This window comes from Enterobacter sp. SENG-6, assembly GCF_001605945.1.
Taxonomy (GTDB): Bacteria; Pseudomonadota; Gammaproteobacteria; order Enterobacterales; family Enterobacteriaceae; genus Enterobacter; species Enterobacter cloacae.
On the sequence record NZ_LOMM01000011.1, the window covers coordinates 53,777 to 73,349 of the forward strand.

At 57.8% G+C, this 19,573-nt stretch carries 20 protein-coding genes; 2 read left to right on the forward strand and 18 right to left on the reverse strand.

Translation table 11 applies throughout. The features are described from left to right. Positions 1–30 precede the first annotated feature (30 nt). From AX755_RS06600 to hpaG, 10 genes are all read right to left on the reverse strand, one after another. Positions 31–543 carry a 4-hydroxyphenylacetate 3-monooxygenase reductase subunit gene (locus AX755_RS06600; RefSeq protein WP_013095446.1) on the reverse strand — a complete coding sequence of 171 codons (513 nt, stop codon included), beginning with the start codon at positions 541–543 and terminating at the stop codon, positions 31–33. A 17-nt stretch (positions 544–560) separates the two neighbouring features. Then, complete coding sequence (hpaB, locus tag AX755_RS06605; protein ID WP_013095447.1) at positions 561–2,123, reverse strand: 4-hydroxyphenylacetate 3-monooxygenase, oxygenase component; 1,563 nt, start codon at positions 2,121–2,123, stop codon at positions 561–563. A gap of 177 nt (positions 2,124–2,300) precedes the next feature. After that, entirely contained in the window at positions 2,301–3,233 is a 933-nt protein-coding gene (hpaA, locus tag AX755_RS06610; protein ID WP_062856508.1) for a 4-hydroxyphenylacetate catabolism regulatory protein HpaA, read from the reverse strand. A gap of 9 nt (positions 3,234–3,242) precedes the next feature. After that, entirely contained in the window at positions 3,243–4,589 is a 1,347-nt protein-coding gene (gene hpaX / locus AX755_RS06615) for a 4-hydroxyphenylacetate permease (protein ID WP_013095449.1), read from the reverse strand. Between the two features lie 21 nt (positions 4,590–4,610). Continuing rightward, complete coding sequence (gene hpaI, locus AX755_RS06620) at positions 4,611–5,408, reverse strand: 4-hydroxy-2-oxoheptanedioate aldolase (RefSeq protein ID WP_062856509.1); 798 nt, start codon at positions 5,406–5,408, stop codon at positions 4,611–4,613. Between the two features lie 8 nt (positions 5,409–5,416). Then, complete coding sequence (hpaH, locus tag AX755_RS06625; protein WP_020688843.1) at positions 5,417–6,220, reverse strand: 2-oxo-hept-4-ene-1,7-dioate hydratase; 804 nt, start codon at positions 6,218–6,220, stop codon at positions 5,417–5,419. A gap of 57 nt (positions 6,221–6,277) precedes the next feature. Further along, complete coding sequence (locus tag AX755_RS06630; RefSeq protein ID WP_062856510.1) at positions 6,278–6,658, reverse strand: 5-carboxymethyl-2-hydroxymuconate Delta-isomerase; 381 nt, start codon at positions 6,656–6,658, stop codon at positions 6,278–6,280. Between the two features lie 9 nt (positions 6,659–6,667). Then, on the reverse strand, positions 6,668–7,519 hold the full coding sequence (hpaD, locus tag AX755_RS06635) for a 3,4-dihydroxyphenylacetate 2,3-dioxygenase (protein ID WP_013095453.1): 852 nt from the start codon (positions 7,517–7,519) through the stop codon (positions 6,668–6,670). Between the two features lies 1 nt (position 7,520). Beyond that, on the reverse strand, positions 7,521–8,987 hold the full coding sequence (gene hpaE / locus AX755_RS06640) for a 5-carboxymethyl-2-hydroxymuconate semialdehyde dehydrogenase (RefSeq protein ID WP_013095454.1): 1,467 nt from the start codon (positions 8,985–8,987) through the stop codon (positions 7,521–7,523). Then, complete coding sequence (gene hpaG / locus AX755_RS06645) at positions 8,984–10,261, reverse strand: 4-hydroxyphenylacetate degradation bifunctional isomerase/decarboxylase (protein ID WP_062856511.1); 1,278 nt, start codon at positions 10,259–10,261, stop codon at positions 8,984–8,986. The genes hpaE and hpaG overlap by 4 nt, the downstream gene beginning before the upstream one ends. Before the next feature lie 268 nt (positions 10,262–10,529). Between hpaG and hpaR the strand changes: the two genes are divergently transcribed. Together hpaR and tsr are read left to right on the forward strand one after the other, a co-directional pair. Then, positions 10,530–10,970 (forward strand): homoprotocatechuate degradation operon regulator HpaR, encoded by a 441-nt coding sequence (gene hpaR / locus AX755_RS06650; RefSeq protein ID WP_013095456.1) that lies wholly within the window; start codon positions 10,530–10,532, stop codon positions 10,968–10,970. An 83-nt stretch (positions 10,971–11,053) separates the two neighbouring features. Continuing rightward, positions 11,054–12,718, forward strand: a complete 1,665-nt coding sequence (gene tsr / locus AX755_RS06655; RefSeq protein ID WP_013095457.1) for a methyl-accepting chemotaxis protein — start codon at positions 11,054–11,056, stop codon at positions 12,716–12,718. 72 nt (positions 12,719–12,790) lie between these two features. Here tsr and AX755_RS06660 read toward each other — a convergent pair whose 3' ends face one another. From AX755_RS06660 to AX755_RS06695, 8 genes are all read right to left on the reverse strand, one after another. After that, positions 12,791–13,309, reverse strand: coding sequence for a GNAT family N-acetyltransferase (locus tag AX755_RS06660; protein ID WP_062856512.1), 519 nt, complete (start codon positions 13,307–13,309; stop codon positions 12,791–12,793). Further along, the gene (opgB, locus tag AX755_RS06665) at positions 13,309–15,600 is read right to left on the reverse strand and encodes a phosphatidylglycerol--membrane-oligosaccharide glycerophosphotransferase (RefSeq protein WP_062856562.1); all 2,292 of its coding nucleotides are present in this window, start codon (positions 15,598–15,600) and stop codon (positions 13,309–13,311) included. The genes AX755_RS06660 and opgB overlap by 1 nt, the downstream gene beginning before the upstream one ends. Positions 15,601–15,870: 270 nt before the next feature. Then, positions 15,871–16,353, reverse strand: a complete 483-nt coding sequence (locus AX755_RS06670; RefSeq protein ID WP_013095460.1) for a DUF2501 domain-containing protein — start codon at positions 16,351–16,353, stop codon at positions 15,871–15,873. Positions 16,354–16,436: 83 nt separating this feature from the next. Then, on the reverse strand, positions 16,437–17,174 hold the full coding sequence (gene dnaC / locus AX755_RS06675; RefSeq protein ID WP_023620778.1) for a DNA replication protein DnaC: 738 nt from the start codon (positions 17,172–17,174) through the stop codon (positions 16,437–16,439). Further along, complete coding sequence (gene dnaT / locus AX755_RS06680) at positions 17,171–17,716, reverse strand: primosomal protein DnaT (RefSeq protein ID WP_014830554.1); 546 nt, start codon at positions 17,714–17,716, stop codon at positions 17,171–17,173. Before dnaT ends, dnaC begins: the two co-directional genes overlap by 4 nt. 148 nt (positions 17,717–17,864) lie before the next feature. Continuing rightward, positions 17,865–18,293, reverse strand: a complete 429-nt coding sequence (locus AX755_RS06685; protein ID WP_013095463.1) for an organic hydroperoxide resistance protein — start codon at positions 18,291–18,293, stop codon at positions 17,865–17,867. 84 nt (positions 18,294–18,377) lie between these two features. Further along, the gene (locus AX755_RS06690; protein ID WP_038981282.1) at positions 18,378–18,830 is read right to left on the reverse strand and encodes a MarR family winged helix-turn-helix transcriptional regulator; all 453 of its coding nucleotides are present in this window, start codon (positions 18,828–18,830) and stop codon (positions 18,378–18,380) included. A 41-nt stretch (positions 18,831–18,871) separates the two neighbouring features. Further along, complete coding sequence (locus AX755_RS06695; protein ID WP_062856513.1) at positions 18,872–19,513, reverse strand: TetR family transcriptional regulator; 642 nt, start codon at positions 19,511–19,513, stop codon at positions 18,872–18,874. Between the last annotated feature and the right edge of the window lie 60 nt (positions 19,514–19,573).

The window sequence follows — 19,573 nt, forward strand, 5'->3', positions numbered from 1 at the left end:
TGGCCTCAGGAGGGCCAGCGCGAGAGGGGATCACACGGCTGCTTCCGGCTCCATCATTACCGGGTGGAAACGGCGTTTGAAATAGATCAGGCCGTGGCCCTCTTCACTGAGGATGATATTTTTAATTTCAACAAGATAAACCAGATGCGTGCCGATGGTTTGCACCTGACTTATCTCGCCTTCCAGGCTTGCCAGCGCCCCTTTCAGCACCGGTTGCGCCAGAGGACCTTTCTGCCAGCAGGAGAGGGTAAAGCGCTCCTCCATGGCCATCCCGGTCATACCGGCGAAGTGGCGAGCCATGATCTCCTGCTCGTGGTTGAGCACATTCACGCACAGTTTGCCGTTGCCCTGAAACACCGGGTTCATGGCGCTGTTGGCGTTGATACAGACCATGACCGACGGCGGGGAATCCGTTACCGAGCAGACGGCAGTGGCGGTGATCCCGCAGCGTCCGGCATCGCCCGCCGTGGTGATGACATTCACCGCGGCCGACAGGCTGGCCATGGCGTCGCGAAAACGCAGGCGTTGTTCATCTGAATGCATTGAAACCTCCCGCTGCGTTATTTCAGCAGCTTGTCCAGCATGTTGATATCGCTGTTGTTGTGCAGGTGTGGCACCGTCCAGCCGTGTTGGTCGTACTCAGACATGCAGCGGTCGACCATCGCCATCATTTTGTCCATGTTGCCGGAGCTTTGCGCCTGGCGCAGACACTGCAGGCGAATTTCGTCCTGGCTGCCGGAGTAGTTGATCTCATACAGCTCGTGACGGCCGCCAAATTCGCTGCCGATGGCATCCCACATCAGCTTCAAAATCTTGATGCGTTCGACGTGATCCATGCCGTTGGAGCCGCGCACGTACTTCGCCAGATACTGATCGATCTGCGGGTTGTTCAGATCCCGTGCGCTGGATGGCAGGTAGATCAGCCCGCTGGTGACGTTGCGTTCGATGATGTTTTTAATCTTCGCGTAGGCCATTGGCGCCATCACGCGATAGGTTTGCAGCGCCGCGTGATCCGGCAGGTACGCGCCATTCACCCACGGCGTGGCTTCGGAACACATGGAGTCGCTCAGCGCCCAGAACATATTGCGCCAGGCGACCACTTCGCCGAGATCTGCCTGCACGCCGCGGAACTCCAGGGTGCCGGTACACTCCAGCGATTTTTTCAGCAGGGCGGTGATGAAGTCGAGCTTCACCGCCAGACGCACGCAGGCCTGCAGCGGGTACATGCGGGCAAAACCGCCTTCCATAGTCCAGCGACGGCAGCGGTCGAAATCGCGGTATATCAGCACGTTTTCCCATGGGATCAGCACATTATCCATCACCAGGATCGCGTCGTTCTCATCAAAACGGCTGGAGAGCGGGTAGTCGTACGGCGAGCCGGTAGCGCCAGCCACCATCTCGTAGGAGGCGCGGGAGATCAGCTTCACCCCTTCGGCATCCATTGGCGCGACGAACATCAGCGCAAAGTCCGGGTTTTCGCCCATCACTTGCGCGGAGCCAAAGCCGATCATGTTGTAGTGGGTCAGCGCGGAGTTGGTGGCAACCACTTTGGCGCCGCTGACGATGATCCCGGCGTCGGTCTCTTTTTCCAGCTTGATATAGACGTCTTTCACCTCGTCCGCCGGTTTGTGGCGGTCGATAGGCGGGTTGACGATAGCGTGGTTAAAGTACAGGCCGGTTTCCTGAATGCGGGTATACCAGTTACGGGCATTTTGCTCGAACTGGCCGTAGAAGGCCGGGTTTGCGCCGAGCGCGCAGCCGAACGCGGCTTTGTAGTCCGGCGTGCGGCCCATCCAGCCGTAGCTCAGGCGAGACCACTCGGCGATGGCGTCTCGTTGCTGACGCAGGTCGTCGGCGCTTTTCGCCACGCGGAAGAACTTATGGGTGTAACCGCCGCTGCCGGTGTCGGTGCCCCAGCACAGCGTGTCCTGCATGTCCGGTTTGTGCAGCGCGTCGTACATCTGCGCGATGGAGGCCGCCGCATTGCGAAACGCCGGATGGGTGGTGACGTCTTTAACGCGCTCGCCGTAGATATAAATCTCGCGGCCATCCTGCAGGCTTTTTAAATACTCTTCGCCGGTTAACGGGCGTTTGGTATCAGCGCGGAACTCTTCAGGCTTCATAGGGACCTCGTATCGGAATTGGTTTGTTAAATTTATGTTTTGTTTTTGTTGTTTAATTGAAGCGTGAGAGGGGCGGAACGTGAAGGGACGATTGGGACAACGGCAGGTACTTTTCGCGAGAGATCGCAGAGTGTGATTTCCCTCACCCTAACCCTCTCCCAACGGGAGAGGGGACGGTTACTCCCTCTCCCGTTGGGAGAGGGCAGAGGTGAGGGCAACAGGGGAAACCGGTACTTTCTGCGCCCGATACGCGCTGGGCGAGCAGCCCGTCAGGCGATTGAAAAAGCGGGCAAAATAGGCCGGATCCTTAAAGCCCAACTGCCACGCAATCTCGCTGACCGTACTGTCGGAAAAGAGCAACAGCCGTCTGGCTTCGCGCAGCTGGCGGTCGAAGATCAGCCGCTTCGGCGGACGGTTGGCAAAGCGGCGGCAGATATCGGTCAGGCGGGATTCGGTCAGGTGGAGTTCACAGGCGTAGTCCGGCACCGTCCAGTGCTGGTGATAGTGGGTGTCAATCAACTGGGTAAAGCGCTGGAACAGTTTTAACTCACCGCGCATGCCGCCTGAAGCGTGGTCGTCGAGCCTGGCGTTACGCAGCAGCAGGGTAAAGACCGCCTGCGCGAGCAGCACCAGGGTATGCTCGCGCCCAGGAAGTTGCCCGGTGGATTCCCTGGCAATCAGCTGCCAGTAGTGCCTGAGCGCCGCCAGCTCGTCGGGCTTATCGGCCAGCGACAGGCAGATCCCCGGTAGGCCAAACGCTTCTCGCGTGCCGGGGTAGAGCGCCTCCAGCAGCGGCCAGATGAGATCCTCGCGTACCGTCAGAACGTGGCCATCGCTGTCGGATTCGGTGATAAACGCGTGCGGCACCGACGGCGGGGTAATGACGAACAGCGGAGCCTGCACCGAGTAGCGATGATCGTCGAGCTGGAGTTCTATCTGCCCGGTATCAAGAAAGTGCATCTGAAAATACTGGTCGTGACGATGCGCCTGCATGTCGCGGCCAAAAAAGGCCGCCATGCGGGCGAACGACTGATAGTGCACATCGTCGGTGCCCAGACTTTCGTCGTACTCTTTGCTGATATCGATATTGGCGACGGGGCTCTGGCACATAGCTCCTCCTCAGTGGATCTTCTGTGCCGCCATCCCCGGATCGCGCCCGAGGCTTTCCTGGCGGGTCATTGGGATCCGCGTCAGCACCAGCGCGCCCACCACCAGCAGCCCGGCGACGAACCACAGCCCGGAGCTGAAGCTGCCGGTAGCATCACGCAGAATGCCGATCAGCAGCGGGCTGACGGCGGATCCGACGTTGCCGATAGCGTTGATCACCGCCAGCGCCACCGCACGGGACTGCAGGCTAATAACCTGATCCGGCGTGGTCCAGAATATCGCCATGGCGGTAAACGATCCGGTTGAGGCCATGATGATGCCAAGCAGCTGGATCAGGCTGTGATCGGTGGCCGAGGCCAGCATCCATCCCGCCGCCGCGAAGAGATACGGCAGGATGGTGTGCTTTTTTCGCTCTTTCAGCCTGTCGGAGCGACGGCTCCACCAGATCATGCCGAGGATGGTGCAAAACTGCGGGATCGCCGCCAGCAGGCCGATCACAATGTTGCTGCTGCCGGTGTTGAAGCTTTGCAGGATCTGCGGCGTCCAGATGTTGATCGCACTCAGCGTGTTCGTCAGGCAGAAATAGGCCAGCGTATAGAGCAGTACCGCCGGAGTCAGGACTTCACGCAGCGTTGAACGCGGCGTGGCGGCATGCGCCACCGCCAGCTCTTGCTCACGGGCGATCATGGTTTTCAGCGTTTGCTTTTCTTCATCATCCAGCCAGCTGGCCTGATCCGGGGTGTCGTTAAGGTAGAACCAGGTCACCACGCCGAGCACCACCGACGGCAACCCTTCCAGCAGGAACAGCCACTGCCAGCCTTTCAGATTCCACAGCCCGTCCATCGCCAGGATGTAGCCGGAAAGAATAGAGCCGAGCATCATGGTTACCGGCATGGCAATCATAAACAGCGCGTTGGCGCGGGCGCGGTGATAGGCCGGGAACCACCAGGTGAGATAGACCAAAATCCCCGGCAGGAAGCCAGCCTCGGCAATGCCCACCAGCATGCGCAGCACATAGAGCGTTTCCGGGCTGGTGGCGAACATGGTGCAGGTGGACGCGATCCCCCACACCACCATGATCCCGGCGATCCAGCGCCGGGCGCCGATCTTCGCCAGCATGATGTTGCTCGGGATCCCGCACAGCACGTAGGTGACGTAAAAGAGCGTCGCGGCCAGGCCAAACATCGTGGAGGTGAGGCCCAGATCTTTGCCCATCGTCAGCCCGGCAAAGCCAATGTTGATGCGATCGAGAAACGAGAAGACAAACAGGATGAAGAGAAACACGATCAAACGACGGAACAGCTTATTTATAACGCGATGTTCAACAGCTTTATTATCTTGCAGGGTAGAGGTCGTCATGGTGCGCTCCAGATCTTACGTTTAGTAGACGGATTTATTGTTATTAACTGACGTAACCGGGTGATCGATAAAACGTGCCGCCAGCGCTTCGGCGCTGCGGGCGAGCAGGGTGGTGTCGACGCCTACGGCGACAAACAACGCGCCGAGTTCGAGATAGCGTTTTGCCAGCTGCTCGTTGGCCATCAGGATGCCGGGCGCTTTGCCGGCGCTCAGGATCTGCACGATCGCCTGTTCAATGGCCGCCTGCACTTCCGGGTGCTGAGGATTACCGGCAAAGCCCATGTCGGCGCTCAGATCCGCCGGGCCGATAAACACCCCGTCGACGCCGTCCACATCCAGGATCTGAGGCAGGTTTTTTAGCGCCTCGCGAGTTTCGATTTGCACCAGCACGCACATGGCGTCGTTGGCCTGGTGCAGGTAGTCCGGGATGCGGTTCCAGCGCGAGGCCCGCGCCAGGGCGCTGCCCACGCCGCGAATACCCGCAGGCGGATAGCGCGTGGAACGGACCGCCAGACGGGCTTCTTCGGCGTTTTGTACCATCGGTACCAGCAGGGTTTGCGCGCCCACATCCAGCAGCTGTTTGATCTGCACCGGATCGTTCCACGACGGGCGTACCACCGGCTGGCTCGGATAAGGGGCGATGGCCTGCAGCTGGGTTAAGACGGTCTGCACGGTGTTCGGCGCATGTTCGGCGTCGATCAGCAGCCAGTCGAAACCAGCCCCCGCCAGCAGTTCGGCGCTGTAGCTGCTGGTCAGCCCCAGCCATAAACCAATCTGCGGCTTTCCGGCTTTCAGCGCCGTTTTGAATGCGTTTTGCATGTTATCTCCTAGACAAAGCGGCAGCTGATGGAGCCCATGTTGCCGTAGTCCACGTGGAAGGTATCGCCTTTGCTGGCCGCGACCGGACGGGTAAACGAACCGCCGAGGATGATCTGCCCCGGCTCAAGCTGCACGTCGTACGGCGCAAGCTTGTTAGCCAGCCACGCCACGCCGTTAGCCGGGTGGTTGAGCACGCCCGCGGCGACGCCGGTCTCTTCGATCACGCCGTTGCGATAGAGCAGGGCGGAGATCCAGCGCAGATCCAGCTCGTCGGGCTTAATCGGACGGCCGCCGAGGATCACGCCCGCGTTGGCGGCGTTATCGGAGATGGTGTCGAACACCTTGCGCGGGCGCTGGGTTTCCGGGTCAATGTTGTGGCAGCGGGCGTCGATCAGCTCCAGCGCGGGGATGACGTAATCCGTGGCGTTGTAGACGTCGAAGATCGTGCAGTTCGGTCCGCGCAGCGGTTTTGCCAGCACGAAGGCCAGCTCCACCTCAATGCGCGGGACGATAAAGCGATCGACGGGGATGTCGCTGCCGTCATGGAAGAACATATCGTCCAGCAGCGCACCGTAGTCCGGCTCGCTGATCTGCGAGCTGGCCTGCATTGCTTTTGAGGTGAGGCCGATCTTGTGGCCTTTCAGCACGCGGCCTTCGGCGATTTTCAGGTTCACCCATTCGCGCTGTACGGCGTAGGCGTCTTCAATCGTGATCTCCGGGTACTCCAGCGAGATCGCGCGGATCTGCTCCCGGGACTGCTCCGCCTGATGCAGGCGGTGGGCGATCAGGGTATGGGTGTGTTTGTCGAGCATGGCGATATCCTGTTTTATGTTTGTTGTCTCCCTCTCCCTTTGGGAGAGGGGACGGTATTACGTAAACAACGCGTGCACGTTGTTTTGTTTGTAATTGAGCGTCGGGTGCAGTTCGTCGAGCTCAAACGACAGCGCCAGATAGCGGGCGGCCATGAGGTTGGCAAAATGCGCTTTGATCAGCGCAAACAGCATCTCCCCCACGGCCTCGCGGCTTTCCAGGCTGCGCCCGGAGCCAATCTTCAGCGTCATATGCACAAAGGCGTACTCCTGCTTGCCGTCCGCCATCTGCCAGGTATCCAGCCAGTGGGCGCGGCTGCGGATACCGCCGATGGGGAAAATACCGGTGGCGGCCAGCGCCTCGTTCACTTTGGCGAACAGCCCCGGCAGGTCGGCCTGCTCGCGGATGTTGTCGGTACATTCAGCGATAAAATGCGGCATAGTGGCTCCTTACGCGGGCAGCGGGAAAACGGCGTTAACCTGGCCGGTACCGGAGCTGGCGAACAGCTCGGTGAGGAATTCAACCTTGCCGTCGTATTTGTCCCAGCCGAGCATGCCCAGCAGCATCACCGTGTCGTGCATGTTGCCCTCGCCGTAGCAGTAATCGGCGTACTCCGGCAGCATGCTGCAGAACTCTTTGAACTGGCCTTCGCGCCATAGCTTCACCACCCGTTCGTCCATCTGGCGGTCGAACTCGCGGGTGTAGCTGTTCATCCCTTCTTCCGCACGCTGGTCGTCGATAAAGCGGTGCGACAGTGAGCCGCTGGCGAGCACCGCCACGGTGCCGTCATACTTTTCGATGGCGCTGACGATGGCCTCGCCCAGCCTGCGGCTGTCGGCGAAGTCGTGAACCGTGCAGAACGCCGAGATGGAGACCACCTTGAAGTGCTTATCCGCGTTCATGTAGCGCATCGGCACCAGCGTGCCGTACTCCAGCTTCAGGCTCGGGATGTTGTGCGCTTTGGCGCGCACGCCAAGCTTGACCGCCTCGTCGGCGATCAGTTGCCCGAGCTCCGGGTTGCCGTCGTAGTCGTAGGTCATGTCGCGGATAAAGTGCGGCAGCTCGTTACTGGTGTAGATGCCTGAAAAATGGTCCGCACAGTTGATGTGATAGGCGCTGTTCACCAGCCAGTGGGTGTCGAAGACGATGATGGTATCGACGCCCAGCTCGCGGCAGCGCTTGCCGATCTCTTTGTGCCCGTCAATGGCCCCCTGACGGCAGCCGTGGTTTTTACCCGGCAGCTCAGAGAGATACATTGACGGTACGTGCGTGATTTTTGCCGCTAACGCTAACTTTCCCATTTTAGATCCCCCATTTTGGAATCGGATGGTCGCCCATGGAGATGCAGACGTTCTTCATCTCCGCGAACACCTCAAAGCTGTACTCGCCGCCTTCGCGCCCGGTGCCGGAGGCCTTCACGCCGCCAAACGGCTGGCGCAGATCGCGCACGTTCTGGGTATTCACGAACACCATGCCTGCTTCGATATTGCGCGCCAGACGCAGCACTTTGCTGACGTCCTGGGTCCAGATGTACGACGCCAGGCCGTACTCCACGTCGTTGGCCAGGCGTAGCCCTTCCGCTTCATCCTTGAACGGCAGCAGGCATGCTACCGGGCCGAAGATCTCCTCCTGCGCCACGCGCATGCGGTTGTCGACATCCGCCAGTACCGTCGGGCGCAGGAAGTTACCGCCTTTCAGGTGCGCGGGCAGGTCGGCCGGTTTGTCCGGGCCGCCCGCCAGCAGGGTCGCGCCCTCCTCAATGCCCAGGCGGATATAGCCGGAGACTTTCTCCCAGTGCTGTTGGCTAATCAGTGCGCCAATCTGGGTGTTCGGATCGGTCGGATCGCCCACGCGCAGGCGGTTGGCGCGCTCGGCGAAGCGTTTGACGAATTCCGGGTAGATGCTCTGCTGGATGAAAATGCGCGAGCCCGCGGTGCAGCGCTCGCCGTTGATAGAGAAGATGGTGAACAGGGCGGCGTCCAGCGCGCGCTCAATGTCGGCATCTTCAAAAATCAGCACCGGGGATTTGCCGCCCAGCTCCATGGAGTATTTCTTCAGCCCGGCGTTTTTCATGATATTGCGCCCGGTGGCGGTGCCGCCGGTGAAGGAGACGGCCCGCACGTCGTGATGGCGCACCAGCGCATCGCCTGCCGTGGCGCCATAGCCCTGCACCACGTTCAGCACGCCCGCCGGAATACCCGCCTCCAGCGCCAGTTCGCCCAGACGGTCGGCGGTCAGCGGCGAGAGTTCAGACATCTTCAGCACGGCGGTATTCCCCAACGCCAGGCATGGGGCGACCTTCCAGGTGGCGGTCATAAACGGCACGTTCCACGGCGACACCAGCGCGCAGACGCCCACCGGCTGCACCAGGGTGTAGTTCAGCATCTTGTCGTCAACCGGGTAGGTTTTGCCGTTCATCTGCTGGCACACTTCGGCGAAGAACTCAAAGTTGTGCGAGGCGCGCGGGATAAGCACGTTTTTGGTCTGGTGGATGGGCAGGCCGGTGTCGGCGGTTTCCATCGCGGCAATGTCCGGCACGTTCTGGTCAATCAGATCGCCCAGGCGACGCATCAGACGCGCACGCTCTTTCATCGGCAGGTTGGCCCACTTTGGGAAAGCCTCTTTTGCTGCCGCCACGGCCTGATGGATTTCCGCTTCCCCGCCGGCGGCGACTTCTGCCAGCACCTCGCCGGAGGCCGGGTTGGTGGTGTGGAAGTAGTCGCTTCCCGCCACGTTTTTGCCGTTGATCCAGTGGTTAATCTTTTTCATTTTGCCGTCTCCTCACTCACAATCCGGTTTACCAGGCGACCCACGCCTTCCACTTCCACCACCACTTCATCCCCCGGTACCACGTCGGACAGTCCTTTTGGCGTGCCGGTGGCGATCATGTCGCCCGGCTGCAGAGTCATGAATTCGCTCAGGTATGCAATCAGGTATGGGATGCTGAAGATCAGATCCGCCGTGGTCCCTTCCTGACGTAATTCACCGTTGACGAAGGTGCGCAGGGTTAAGTTATGCGGATCGGGAATGGCTGCTTTTGGCACGATGTTGGGGCTGATGGGGGTTAACCCGTCGCGGCTTTTGACCCGCAGATTCGGGCGGTAGTAATTTTCGAGATAGTCGCGAATGGCGTAGTCGTTACAGACCGTGTAGCCCGCAACAAAATCCATCGCCTCGGCTTCACTGACCTTACGCGCGGTTTTGCCGATGACCACCACCAGCTCCGCCTCGTAGTGCATGTACTCAACGTTGTCCGGGCGTACCGAGGTCTGGTTGTCGCCGTTGAAGGTATTGGGCGCTTTGATAAATACCAGCGGCTCGGTCGGTGGCGTGAATGCCAGCTCGCTGGCGTGATCGGCGTAGTTCAGGCCGAGGGCGAACAGCGTGGGGTGAGGGTGCGCGCCCTGAGCCATCGCCACGTCGCGTTCATCCACCACCGGGTTTTCCAGTGCCGGGAACCCTTCCGCCAGAATGCGTACCCGATCGCCCGGGCGGATCTCGACGCGGCTTTGCGGCGTGCCGAGCAAGATCGCATCGCCCGGATTCAGGGTCGCGAACTCGCTCAGGGCGCTCAGCAGTTCGGCGGCGTTGCGCTGTAGCCCGGCGGTGTTCCAGTGGTCCGCTTCGCGGCCGTTGATTTCGGTGATGATAGTCAGGTTATCCACGTTGTCGACGGCGACCAGCTCACCCAGCGGACAAAACCCGTCCCGGCATTTGGCTTTGATTGCCGGGCGATAAAAGCTCTCTTCCGGCAGGCTTACCTCGTTGGCCAGTGCGTACCCGGCGATGTAGGTCGCTGCGTCCTCCACGCGAACTTTGCTGGCCGTTTTGCCCACCACCAGCGCGACGGTTGCGCCGCTCAGCACCGTCTCACCCTGCGGGAACGGGATGGGTTCACCTGCGCGGATCACCGTGTTGTGTGGCTTGATAAACCACACCGCGGTTTTTGGCGGGGTGTTGTAGGGGGCTTTTTCAAACGCCTCAGCCCAGGCGTCGCGCTGGCTTTGGTGGTTCAGCGCCACGGCAAAAACGGTACCTTTCATTGACATACTCCTCAGGCCGGAACGCCGGCGTTGATTTTGTTAATATGTTAATGATCTGGTTTTATGCTTTTGCTGATTATTTCGCAATCAGAAGTGAAATATTTGTGATATGAATAACAATAAATTTACATTTTCGTTTGAAATGATATATTTATCATCGTGTTAATAAAGTGCTGTTGTTTCTGTTAGACTTTTCGATGGTCAAAAAGCAGTTGATTAAAACAGCGATTTTGAATTGTTTACTTGTTAACAATAAGCGGGAGTGGCTATGCATGATTCTTTAACTATCGCCCTGTTGCAGGCGCGGGAAGCGGCGATGTCCTACTTCCGACCAATTGTGAAGCGGCATAACCTGACCGAGCAGCAGTGGCGCATTGTGCGAGTGCTCGCTGAACATCCCTCGATGGATTTTCACGATCTGGCGTTTCGGACCTGCATATTGCGCCCGAGCCTGACGGGCATTCTGACGCGCATGGAGCGCGACGGTCTGGTGCTGCGCTTAAAACCGGTCAATGACCAGCGCAAACTGTACGTGTCGCTGACCAAAGAGGGCAACGCGCTGTACGAGCACGCTCAGGCGCAGGTGGAAGAGGCGTACCAGCAAATAGAGGCGGAATATACGCCGGAGAAGATGAAACAGCTGACGGCGCTGCTTGAGGAGTTTATCGCGCTGGGAAACCGCCATAACGCAGCGCGTGACGAAGAGTAAAAACCACAAATTAAAGGATGATTTTCGTAAAGTTTTCCCTTTCCAGGCCGAAAATTCTGTATCTGTCTGAAGGAAGAGAAAACATGTTAAACCGTATCAAGATTGTCACCAGCTTAATGCTGGTTTTAGCGATATTTGGCCTTTTACAACTGACCTCCGGTGGTCTTTTCTTCAATGCCCTGAAGCATGACAAAGAGAATTTCACCGTCCTGCAAACCATTCGCCAGCAACAATCCACGCTGAACGCCAGCTGGGTGGCGTTGCTGCAAACCCGTAACACCCTGAACCGCGCGGGCATCCGCTACATGATGGATCAGAACAATATCGGCAGCGGCGCGACCGTGAACGATCTGATGCAAATTGCCTCTGTGTCACTGAAACAGGCGGAAAAAAACTGGGCCGCCTACGAAGCCCTGCCGCGCGATCCGCGTCAGAGCGACGCTGAAGCGATGGAAATTAAGCGTAACTACGATATTTATCACGGCGCGCTGGCGGAGCTGATTCAGCTGCTGGGGGCAGGCAAAATTAACGCTTTCTTCGATCAGCCTACCCAGAGCTATCAGGATGGTTTTGAGAAGCAGTATGTGAACTATCTGCTGCAGAACGACAAGCTGTATCAGATGGCGGTGGAAAACAGTAACAGCTCTTACAGCCAGGCGATCTGGGTGCTGATCAGCGTGCTAATGGTTGTGCTGGTGGTCATCGTGGGCGTGTGGCTGGGTATCAAGCAGGCGCTGATCTCTCCGCTGACCCGTCTCATCGACAACATCCGCCATATCGCCAGCGGCGATCTGGTGAAGCGCATTGAAGTGGAAGGCGCTAACGAGATGGGTGAACTGGCCGACTCGCTGCGTCATATGCAGAGCGAACTGGTACGTACCGTTGGTGACGTGCGTAACGGCGCAAACGCCATCTACAGCGGCGCGAGCGAAATCGCGATGGGCAATAACGATCTCTCTTCCCGTACTGAACAGCAGGCCGCTTCCCTGGAAGAGACCGCAGCCAGCATGGAGCAGCTGACGGCGACCGTGAAGCAGAACGCCGAGAATGCCCGCCAGGCGAGCAACCTGGCGCTGAGCGCGTCTGAAACCGCACAGAAGGGCGGGAAAGTGGTGGATAACGTGGTGCAAACCATGCGCGACATCGCGGGCAGTTCGCAGAAAATCGCCGATATTATCAGCGTGATTGACGGTATTGCCTTCCAGACCAACATTCTGGCACTGAACGCGGCGGTTGAAGCTGCACGTGCGGGTGAGCAGGGGCGCGGATTCGCCGTCGTGGCAGGTGAAGTACGTAACCTGGCCCAGCGCAGTGCCCAGGCTGCCCGTGAGATCAAGAGCCTGATTGAAGACTCCGTCGGTCGTGTGGAAGTGGGCTCAACGCTGGTGGAAAGCGCCGGTGAAACGATGGGTGAAATCGTTAATGCGGTGACCCGCGTGACCGATATCATGGGCGAAATCGCCTCTGCCTCTGATGAGCAGAGCCGCGGTATCGATCAGGTTGGTCTGGCGGTGGCGGAGATGGATCGCGTGACTCAGCAGAACGCCTCGCTGGTGGAAGAGTCAGCTGCTGCCGCTGCGGCGCTGGAAGAGCAGGCGAGCCGCCTGACGCAGGCCGTCGCGGTGTTCCGTATTCAGCAGGAGCAGATGAAAGCACGTGAGTTTGCCGCAGCCAAAAGCGTTGCTGCACCGGTGGTGATGCGTAAACCGGCGACCGCGGATGCGGGCGATAACTGGGAAACCTTCTAACGCCGTATGTGGTGCCGGGTGGCGGCTACGCCTTACCCGGCCTACGCAATGACGGTGCGCCGTCGGGCGATATTACAGAGGCAGGCGCATGGCACAGCGAGCGTCATACGCTAAACCGTGCGCCGTCTCTTCTTCGCGTTTTTCACGCAGTTCAGGCGTCAGCGTCGTTATCATTTCAAACCCCAGCCGCGCATAGAACGGCGCATTCCACGGCACGTCCCGGAAGGTTGTCAGCGTCAGCGATGCCAGCCCCCTTTTGCGGGCCTGGTCAGCGACACAGGCGATGAGCCGTCGGCCGATCCCTTTTCCCTGCCAGTCCAGATGCACCGAAAGCTCCACGATGAACAGCGACGAAACGTGCAATTCTGCGAGGATAAAACCGACCGGCTGGTCGTTGGCCAGCGCCAGCCAGCTCAGTCCGCGTTCGGCGTAGCCGAGATGCTGTTCAGCGGAAATGACCTCGCCCTCTGCAAGCCAGGCGAGTTCCGGGTAATCCCGGAAACGCTCGCCCGCCGCGCGTTCTATGGCGGGCAGGGCGGTGACGTCACCGGGGCGTGTTGGGCGAACGGTGATGTTAAGGCCGACACGCATTAGCCTGCGTTACCCACGATTTTAATTTCGACCATGCCAATCCCGAGCTCGCGTGGTGAGTGGCCGAGAATATTGCCTTCATTGGTGGATTGCGGCTCTGGCGGCACAATCACCAGGGTATTACTCCGTGAAGGATTATCGAAATGCAGCGTGGTGGTGCTGACTTCGTTGCCAAGGGTCAGCGTCTGCTCGCTGTCGCCCACCCGTACCGGAACAGGGCGGTTAGCATTAGCGCCATACGCTTTGGCGGTGATCACCAGATCGAATTTCTGCGGCAAGGGGTGGGCATACTCAATTTTTACTTCATTGCCCAGCTGTGCGTTGGACCAGCGACCCCAGGACTCCGGACGAGAGATACCGCTGAACTGTTTAACCTCTTCCGGCGCACCGGCGACGTTGAAGATAAAGCTGTCCGCTTTATAACGAATATCGTTGTCGACGATTTTCAGCATATCAATGTTGCGCTGATAGCGGGCGGTATCGATAACCGTATCCCTGAAGGCGGTTTTGCCCTTCCATACTGGCTTGTCCACGTGCTGCACGGTTTGCTCCCCGCCAAGCTGCCCCTGAGAGACGCACCAGTCCGTCGACAGCGCCAGCGGCGGCGACCAGAGCTGGCCCATTTTGTAGCACTTATCGACCCAGACAAAGTTATCACGCGGGGCAAACTCCGCCAGCTGGAAGCGCAGCGGCGCCGAGTATTCGCTTTCGGGCAGCGGCTCAACGCGGTTATCCGACACGCGCAGCAGCAGCGGCAGCCGGAAGTGGCTGCCTGAGAAGGCGATCGTTTTTTTATCCTGATCGATGGTGAAGTCTTTCATCTCTTTCGGGAAGTTCCACAGACGTATGATATCCGGCTTCCAGGCGAGAATTTTTTCCTTCATGTTGAGGAACACTTCGGACAGCGATTGTCCCGACAGCGTGCTGCGGCCCAGGCCAATAAAGTTGTCACCGCCAAGAATATCCAGCACCGTGGCGCCGTTATCCATCGAATTACGCTTGGTGGCGATCACCTCCTGCTGCGGTTTGTCGCCGCGCAGAACGAAGAACAGGTTGCTGCGATCCTGTTTGTTCAGCTGATCCCACGCGCTGTTTTTCATCGCCAGATGGTCTGAAGAGACCACGATCACCGTGTTTTTGAACCAGGGTGAGGCTTTAATTTTCTGAACAAGGGCGGCGATATGCTCCTGGCTACAGGTGACGGCGCTGAAGGATTTATTATCTTTGCCGTCAATGTCGTAGCGTTTGCGCTTGCAGGTGCGCGAGACAAAACCGTCAGGATGGTGAGTATCTACCGTCAGGGCAAAGAGGGAGAAGCGTTTCCCGGCGCGGGACAGTTCTTCGAATTTTTTCCAGGTCTCCTCCAGTACGGTATCGTCGTAGAAGCCCCAGTCGTTGCGGTAAGTGGGGTCGGTGACGGTCGTTTTTAACTCTTCTGAGCCGTACAAATGATCAAACCCGTGTGATTTCAGGAACACATCTTTCCCGGCAAAGCGCAGGTTGGCCCCCTGGACAAAATAGTTCTCGTAACCGGAGTTTTTCAGGATGTCGCCCAGGCAGATATTCTGCGGGAAGAAGCTCGACATTGAAGCTGAGGCGTTGCCTTCAAAGGGGGCAAACAGAGGAATGCCGCACTGGGAGGCGACCATTCCGGCAATGGTGTAGTCGGTGCCGGGCAGCTGCATGGTGTGACTGAAGTCGAGGCCTTCGTTTTTCAGCGCGCCCAGATCCGGCGTCAGGTTCGGGAAGGCGTCGTTATCGAAATAGGTCCTCTCCAGACTCTCGCCGTAGATGTACACCAGATTAAGCTTCGGGTTGGCTATCGTTTTCGATGGCTCTTTATAGTACGCCACGAAATCCGGGTCACCGTCGCGCGACTGGGATTTCACCAGCTCGGTGATCTGATGAAATGCCGGGCTGGCATCCACGGAGGCCAGCGCAAGGAAAAGCGCCAGCAGGCTGTAGCCATGGTGGTGCGGAAGATGACGGCGGCGGCGCAGCACCCAGGCGAGCGCGCCAAAAATGGTCACCAGCGCCAGCACCAGGCCCAGACCGGGGAGGATATATTTACCCACGCCCGCACCCGTCAGGCTATTGGTCAGGGTGTAGAGCACCGCATCGTTTATCCCGTCTCCGGTAAAGTAATCGCTGGCGTAGAGCGTAATGTTTAAAACAATAAAAATGCCGAGCACCACCAGCGTGGCGATAAACCACCAGGTGTTACGGCCAGCTTTCCAGGCGTAAACGCCGATGGAGGCCAGAAAAAGGGCAAGGGACATTAACTCTGACAACAGCATATCCTCATGACGCCAGGTGCTTCGCTGGCTAATTGATTATTTTTTGGGTAATACAATGTAATGTCGATGTCGCTAAGCTGCAATTTTAGTGTCACGAAAGTGTGCCGTTGTTAGGAATTGGTTTAGAAAATCGTTTTTTTGAAGGCGGTCGCATCCTGCTGTACGGATGCTGAGACGAGGGCAGAAGGGGAAAATGCCGGTTTCACGCCGCGTTGCAAGACTAACGTATTAAACGCGGCGTGTTGTGGCAGGAAATGGGGCCGATCAGGAGATGAAATTAACGCCTTGTTTCAGCACCAGATCGCAGGCTTTGGTTTTCACCTGTTTCGCCAGAGATGAGTTGCCAAGGGTGCTCAGATTCAGCTGCTGACCATTTTGCGCGTTCAGCAGACCCTGAATGCCGTCCATGTAGTTGGTGTCGGCTTTCTGCTCCTGGGTGTCCAGACCCAGCTTGCCGAGCACCTGGTTTTTCACATTTTGCGCATCGGTCACGGAAGCCAGCTTTTGCTTCGCACAGTATTCCAGGATGCCTGCTGCGTTGTTCATGGTGCCGGCACTCAGACTCTGGGAGCTATTGCCCAGCAGGCTGGTGAGGGAAGAGGCTGACAGCCCGCCCTGAGTGCTGCCGCTCTCTTTGGTGAGTTCGCTGGCGGCGCTGGAGAGGGACTCCTGCCATGACGCGGCATGGGCCATGCCGGTGACCAGCAGTGCGCCTAAAAGTGTGCTGAAAAGAATCTGTTTTTTCATAATGGCTTTCTCAAAAAGGTCCGTTTTGGGCCGGAATGGGTCCAGTATATACCTCCGCTCCGGCGGCGATTCCTGGAACTGTCTTAATACTCTTTACCGGTGACGCGGCTGCGATAGCTTTCCCAGTCAAAGATAACGTAGAGGCTGTTGCCCAGCTTCATGCGATCCATCACGCGCTCGCCCAGTAAGCGGGTCATCTCGTCGATATTGTGGTTGGTCAGCATGCCGGTGGGACGCTTGGAAGAAGAGCGGCGATCGACAATCTGGTTAATGATCACCTTTTCATAGCGGGATTCGGTTTGAACACCAATCTCGTCAATAACCAGCAAATCCACATTGCTCAGATCGTTAAGCAGCTGCTCTTCGCTGGTTTCACGGTTGCTGAAGGTATCTTTCATGGCAGACATGATATCGGCCACGGTAATGATTAACACCGATTTCCCGCGCAGAAGCAGTTCGTTGCAGATGGCGGCGGCCAGGTGATTTTTACCGGTGCCGGGCTTACCGCTGAAGATAAAGCTGGCGATGTTGCCGTCGAATTCGTCCACGTACTGCCGGGCGGCGGCCAGGGCGTTCATCTGCCCGTGGGTCTCAATTTTATAGTTATCGAATGAGCAGTTCTGATGCAGGGGGCGAATACCGGAGCGGTTAAAGGTACGCTGCATTTTCATCGCCCGGTTTTCGCGGGCGAGGGCGGCAGCGCGAATCTCACCCTGTTCTTTTTGCCACGCCAGAAGTTCTTCACCCGTTGTGAAGGCAGGTTTCACATTGGCTGGCATCATCTTTTGCAGTCGTTTCATCAGGTCGCCGACGTTTTTCATTTCGCACCTCGGAATCCATTAGGGATCTGTTTATCCGGTTCTGAAAAAGCGTTGATATCGCGTTTTGGCTGGCCGTTATTGCTGGCGCGGTTAATTTGCAGATGGCGGGCGAGCTTTTGCTGCCACTGAATGTGGGTAAAGACTTTGCCTTCTGCCTGCCACCAGGCAATAAAGGCGGCAAGCTCCTCAGGGGTAGCCGGTTGCGTCAGCGCAATGCCCCACAATGCCGCCTGCCGCTGGAAATCCACATCCGGATGCCAGCCCGCGTACAGGGCAAATTTCCCCATCGGCACCGTGACGGGGGCGTTACCCGGCTCTTCAAAGAACTGGTTATCGAGCGTGACGTCACTTGCCGGGCGCGACAACCGCGCTTCTATCTCCAGAAGCTGCGCCAGACGCTCCGGGGTGAGGGCGTAAAACGCCGGGGCGTTATCGGCCAACACTGCAAGCGTGCCGCCTTCGGCGTGCGTCAACACACCGCGGGGATCGCGCATAAAGGCATCAATACCAGCAATGCTGGTGGTCAGAATTCTGGAGGACATAACGCTTTCTCTACTGATTACTACGGGCGTGATATGGGCTTATGGTAGCACAGAGAGGATGAGGGAATGGAGGGGATTTCCCCGGTGGCGCTGCGCTTACCGGGGCTACAGTCGTAGGCCTGATAAGCGCAGCGCCATCAGGCATTTATCACGCGATGATATTCAGGGTCACGTCGATGTTGCCGCGGGTCGCGTTAGAGTACGGGCACACAATGTGCGCGGCATCCACCAGTTTTTTGGCTTCTGCAGGATCCATGCCTTCAACGTGAATGTTCAGTTTTGCTTCGATACCAAAACCGGTTGGCAGTGGACCAATTCCCACTTCACCTTCAATGAAGGCCTCTTTTGGCAGCGTAAATTTGTCGCGCGCAGCCACAAATTTCATCGCCCCCAGGAAACAGGCAGAGTAGCCGGCAGCAAACAGCTGTTCAGGGTTGGTCACTTCGCCACCCATGCCGCCCATCTCTTTTGGCACACCCAGTTTGACGTCCAGGACGCCATCGGAAGAGGTTGCGCGGCCGTCACGGCCTCCGGTCGCTTTTGCTTTGGCAGTGTAGACAACTTTTTCTAAAGACATGGCAGGTTCCTCATTTTACGTTAGTGTGCGCTATTAAATAGCACGCGATGTATTTGGGTAAATAAATACGCGTAAAGTATAGCCTTACGCGTGATGTAACTGATGTCGCAAAATTTCAAGCTGCTGCTTGAGTGCCAGCATGGTGTCAGTGTCACATTGCGCTGCGCATCCCACCGCGTGGGGGATCCCGGAGGCCTGCTGCTGCAGCTCACGTCCCGCATCGCTCAGCGTGACGGCAACCTGGCGTTCGTCTTTACGCGAACGCTGACGGTTGATCAGCCCGGCGCTTTCCAGACGCTTCAACAGCGGCGTCAGGGTGGCAGAGTCAAGGAACAGCCGCTCACCGATGTCCGACACCGTAATATCATCCTGCTCCCACAGTACCAGCATCACCAGGTATTGCGGGTAGGTCAGGTTAAGCGGCGCCAGCAGTTGCCGGTACAGCTTGTTAAGCGCCAGGTTTGCCGAATAGAGGGCAAAACAGAGCTGGTTATCCAGCAGAAGCGCGTTGGTGGTGTCGTTCGTTTTTGCGTTCATGAGTTGAATATAGATAGTGCACGATATAATTGCAAGCAATTTTATGGACAGGTATAACGAAGCGCCACCTGAACGGCCATTTTCCGGTAGTGCTGGCGCTGAGCCTGCTCGTCTGCTCCCTCTTCAAACAGCAGCGTAAAGGTGTAGCTGTTGGCAACATAGTGGAAGCTGAAGCTGCTGATCAGGCGGTGAAGATCCCGCGAGTCAACCGTCTGGCTGAACAGCTGCTTTTCTTTTCCGCGCCGCAGGATATCGTCGAGCAGGTCGAGCGCGCTGCGGTTGACCTGGCGCAGGTAGCTGGATTGCTGCATAAAGCGACCACGCTGCATGTTCTCCATGCAGATAATACGAATGTAATCCGGGTGGTCTGCGTGGTAGTCAAAGGTGGCTTCCACCAGGTGCACCAGCGCTTCAACCGGCGGTATGTCTGCAAGGCTGAGCGCTTTTTCACTGGCGCGGATCCGGGTGTAGACGTACTCAAGAACGAGAAGGTACAGATTTTCTTTGTTCTTAAAATGGTAAACCACCATCCGTTTAGTGGTGCCTGCTTTCTCTGCGATCTGCTCCATGCGGGCGCCGTTCAACCCATATTCGGCAAAAAGGGCGATAGCGCTCTGAAAGATTTTTTCCTTCAGGCTGGATTCTTCACTGTGCTCAGGGAGTTCGCTGCCAGGGTTTGCCACATCCTTTCCTTATCGTCACTAAACGGAATAGAAAGATTATCCCCATGGCAGCGAAATAAC

Coding starts and splice junctions, on each gene's coding strand:
- AX755_RS06600 (WP_013095446.1), bottom strand. CDS start 543: ATGCATTCAGATGAACAACGCCTGCGTTTTCGCGACGCCATGGCCAGC.
- hpaB (WP_013095447.1), bottom strand. CDS start 2,123: ATGAAGCCTGAAGAGTTCCGCGCTGATACCAAACGCCCGTTAACCGGC.
- hpaA (WP_062856508.1), bottom strand. CDS start 3,233: ATGTGCCAGAGCCCCGTCGCCAATATCGATATCAGCAAAGAGTACGAC.
- hpaX (WP_013095449.1), bottom strand. CDS start 4,589: ATGACGACCTCTACCCTGCAAGATAATAAAGCTGTTGAACATCGCGTT.
- hpaI (WP_062856509.1), bottom strand. CDS start 5,408: ATGCAAAACGCATTCAAAACGGCGCTGAAAGCCGGAAAGCCGCAGATT.
- hpaH (WP_020688843.1), bottom strand. CDS start 6,220: ATGCTCGACAAACACACCCATACCCTGATCGCCCACCGCCTGCATCAG.
- AX755_RS06630 (WP_062856510.1), bottom strand. CDS start 6,658: ATGCCGCATTTTATCGCTGAATGTACCGACAACATCCGCGAGCAGGCC.
- hpaD (WP_013095453.1), bottom strand. CDS start 7,519: ATGGGAAAGTTAGCGTTAGCGGCAAAAATCACGCACGTACCGTCAATG.
- hpaE (WP_013095454.1), bottom strand. CDS start 8,987: ATGAAAAAGATTAACCACTGGATCAACGGCAAAAACGTGGCGGGAAGC.
- hpaG (WP_062856511.1), bottom strand. CDS start 10,261: ATGAAAGGTACCGTTTTTGCCGTGGCGCTGAACCACCAAAGCCAGCGC.
- hpaR (WP_013095456.1), top strand. CDS start 10,530: ATGCATGATTCTTTAACTATCGCCCTGTTGCAGGCGCGGGAAGCGGCG.
- tsr (WP_013095457.1), top strand. CDS start 11,054: ATGTTAAACCGTATCAAGATTGTCACCAGCTTAATGCTGGTTTTAGCG.
- AX755_RS06660 (WP_062856512.1), bottom strand. CDS start 13,309: ATGCGTGTCGGCCTTAACATCACCGTTCGCCCAACACGCCCCGGTGAC.
- AX755_RS06670 (WP_013095460.1), bottom strand. CDS start 16,353: ATGAAAAAACAGATTCTTTTCAGCACACTTTTAGGCGCACTGCTGGTC.
- dnaC (WP_023620778.1), bottom strand. CDS start 17,174: ATGAAAAACGTCGGCGACCTGATGAAACGACTGCAAAAGATGATGCCA.
- dnaT (WP_014830554.1), bottom strand. CDS start 17,716: ATGTCCTCCAGAATTCTGACCACCAGCATTGCTGGTATTGATGCCTTT.
- AX755_RS06685 (WP_013095463.1), bottom strand. CDS start 18,293: ATGTCTTTAGAAAAAGTTGTCTACACTGCCAAAGCAAAAGCGACCGGA.
- AX755_RS06690 (WP_038981282.1), bottom strand. CDS start 18,830: ATGAACGCAAAAACGAACGACACCACCAACGCGCTTCTGCTGGATAAC.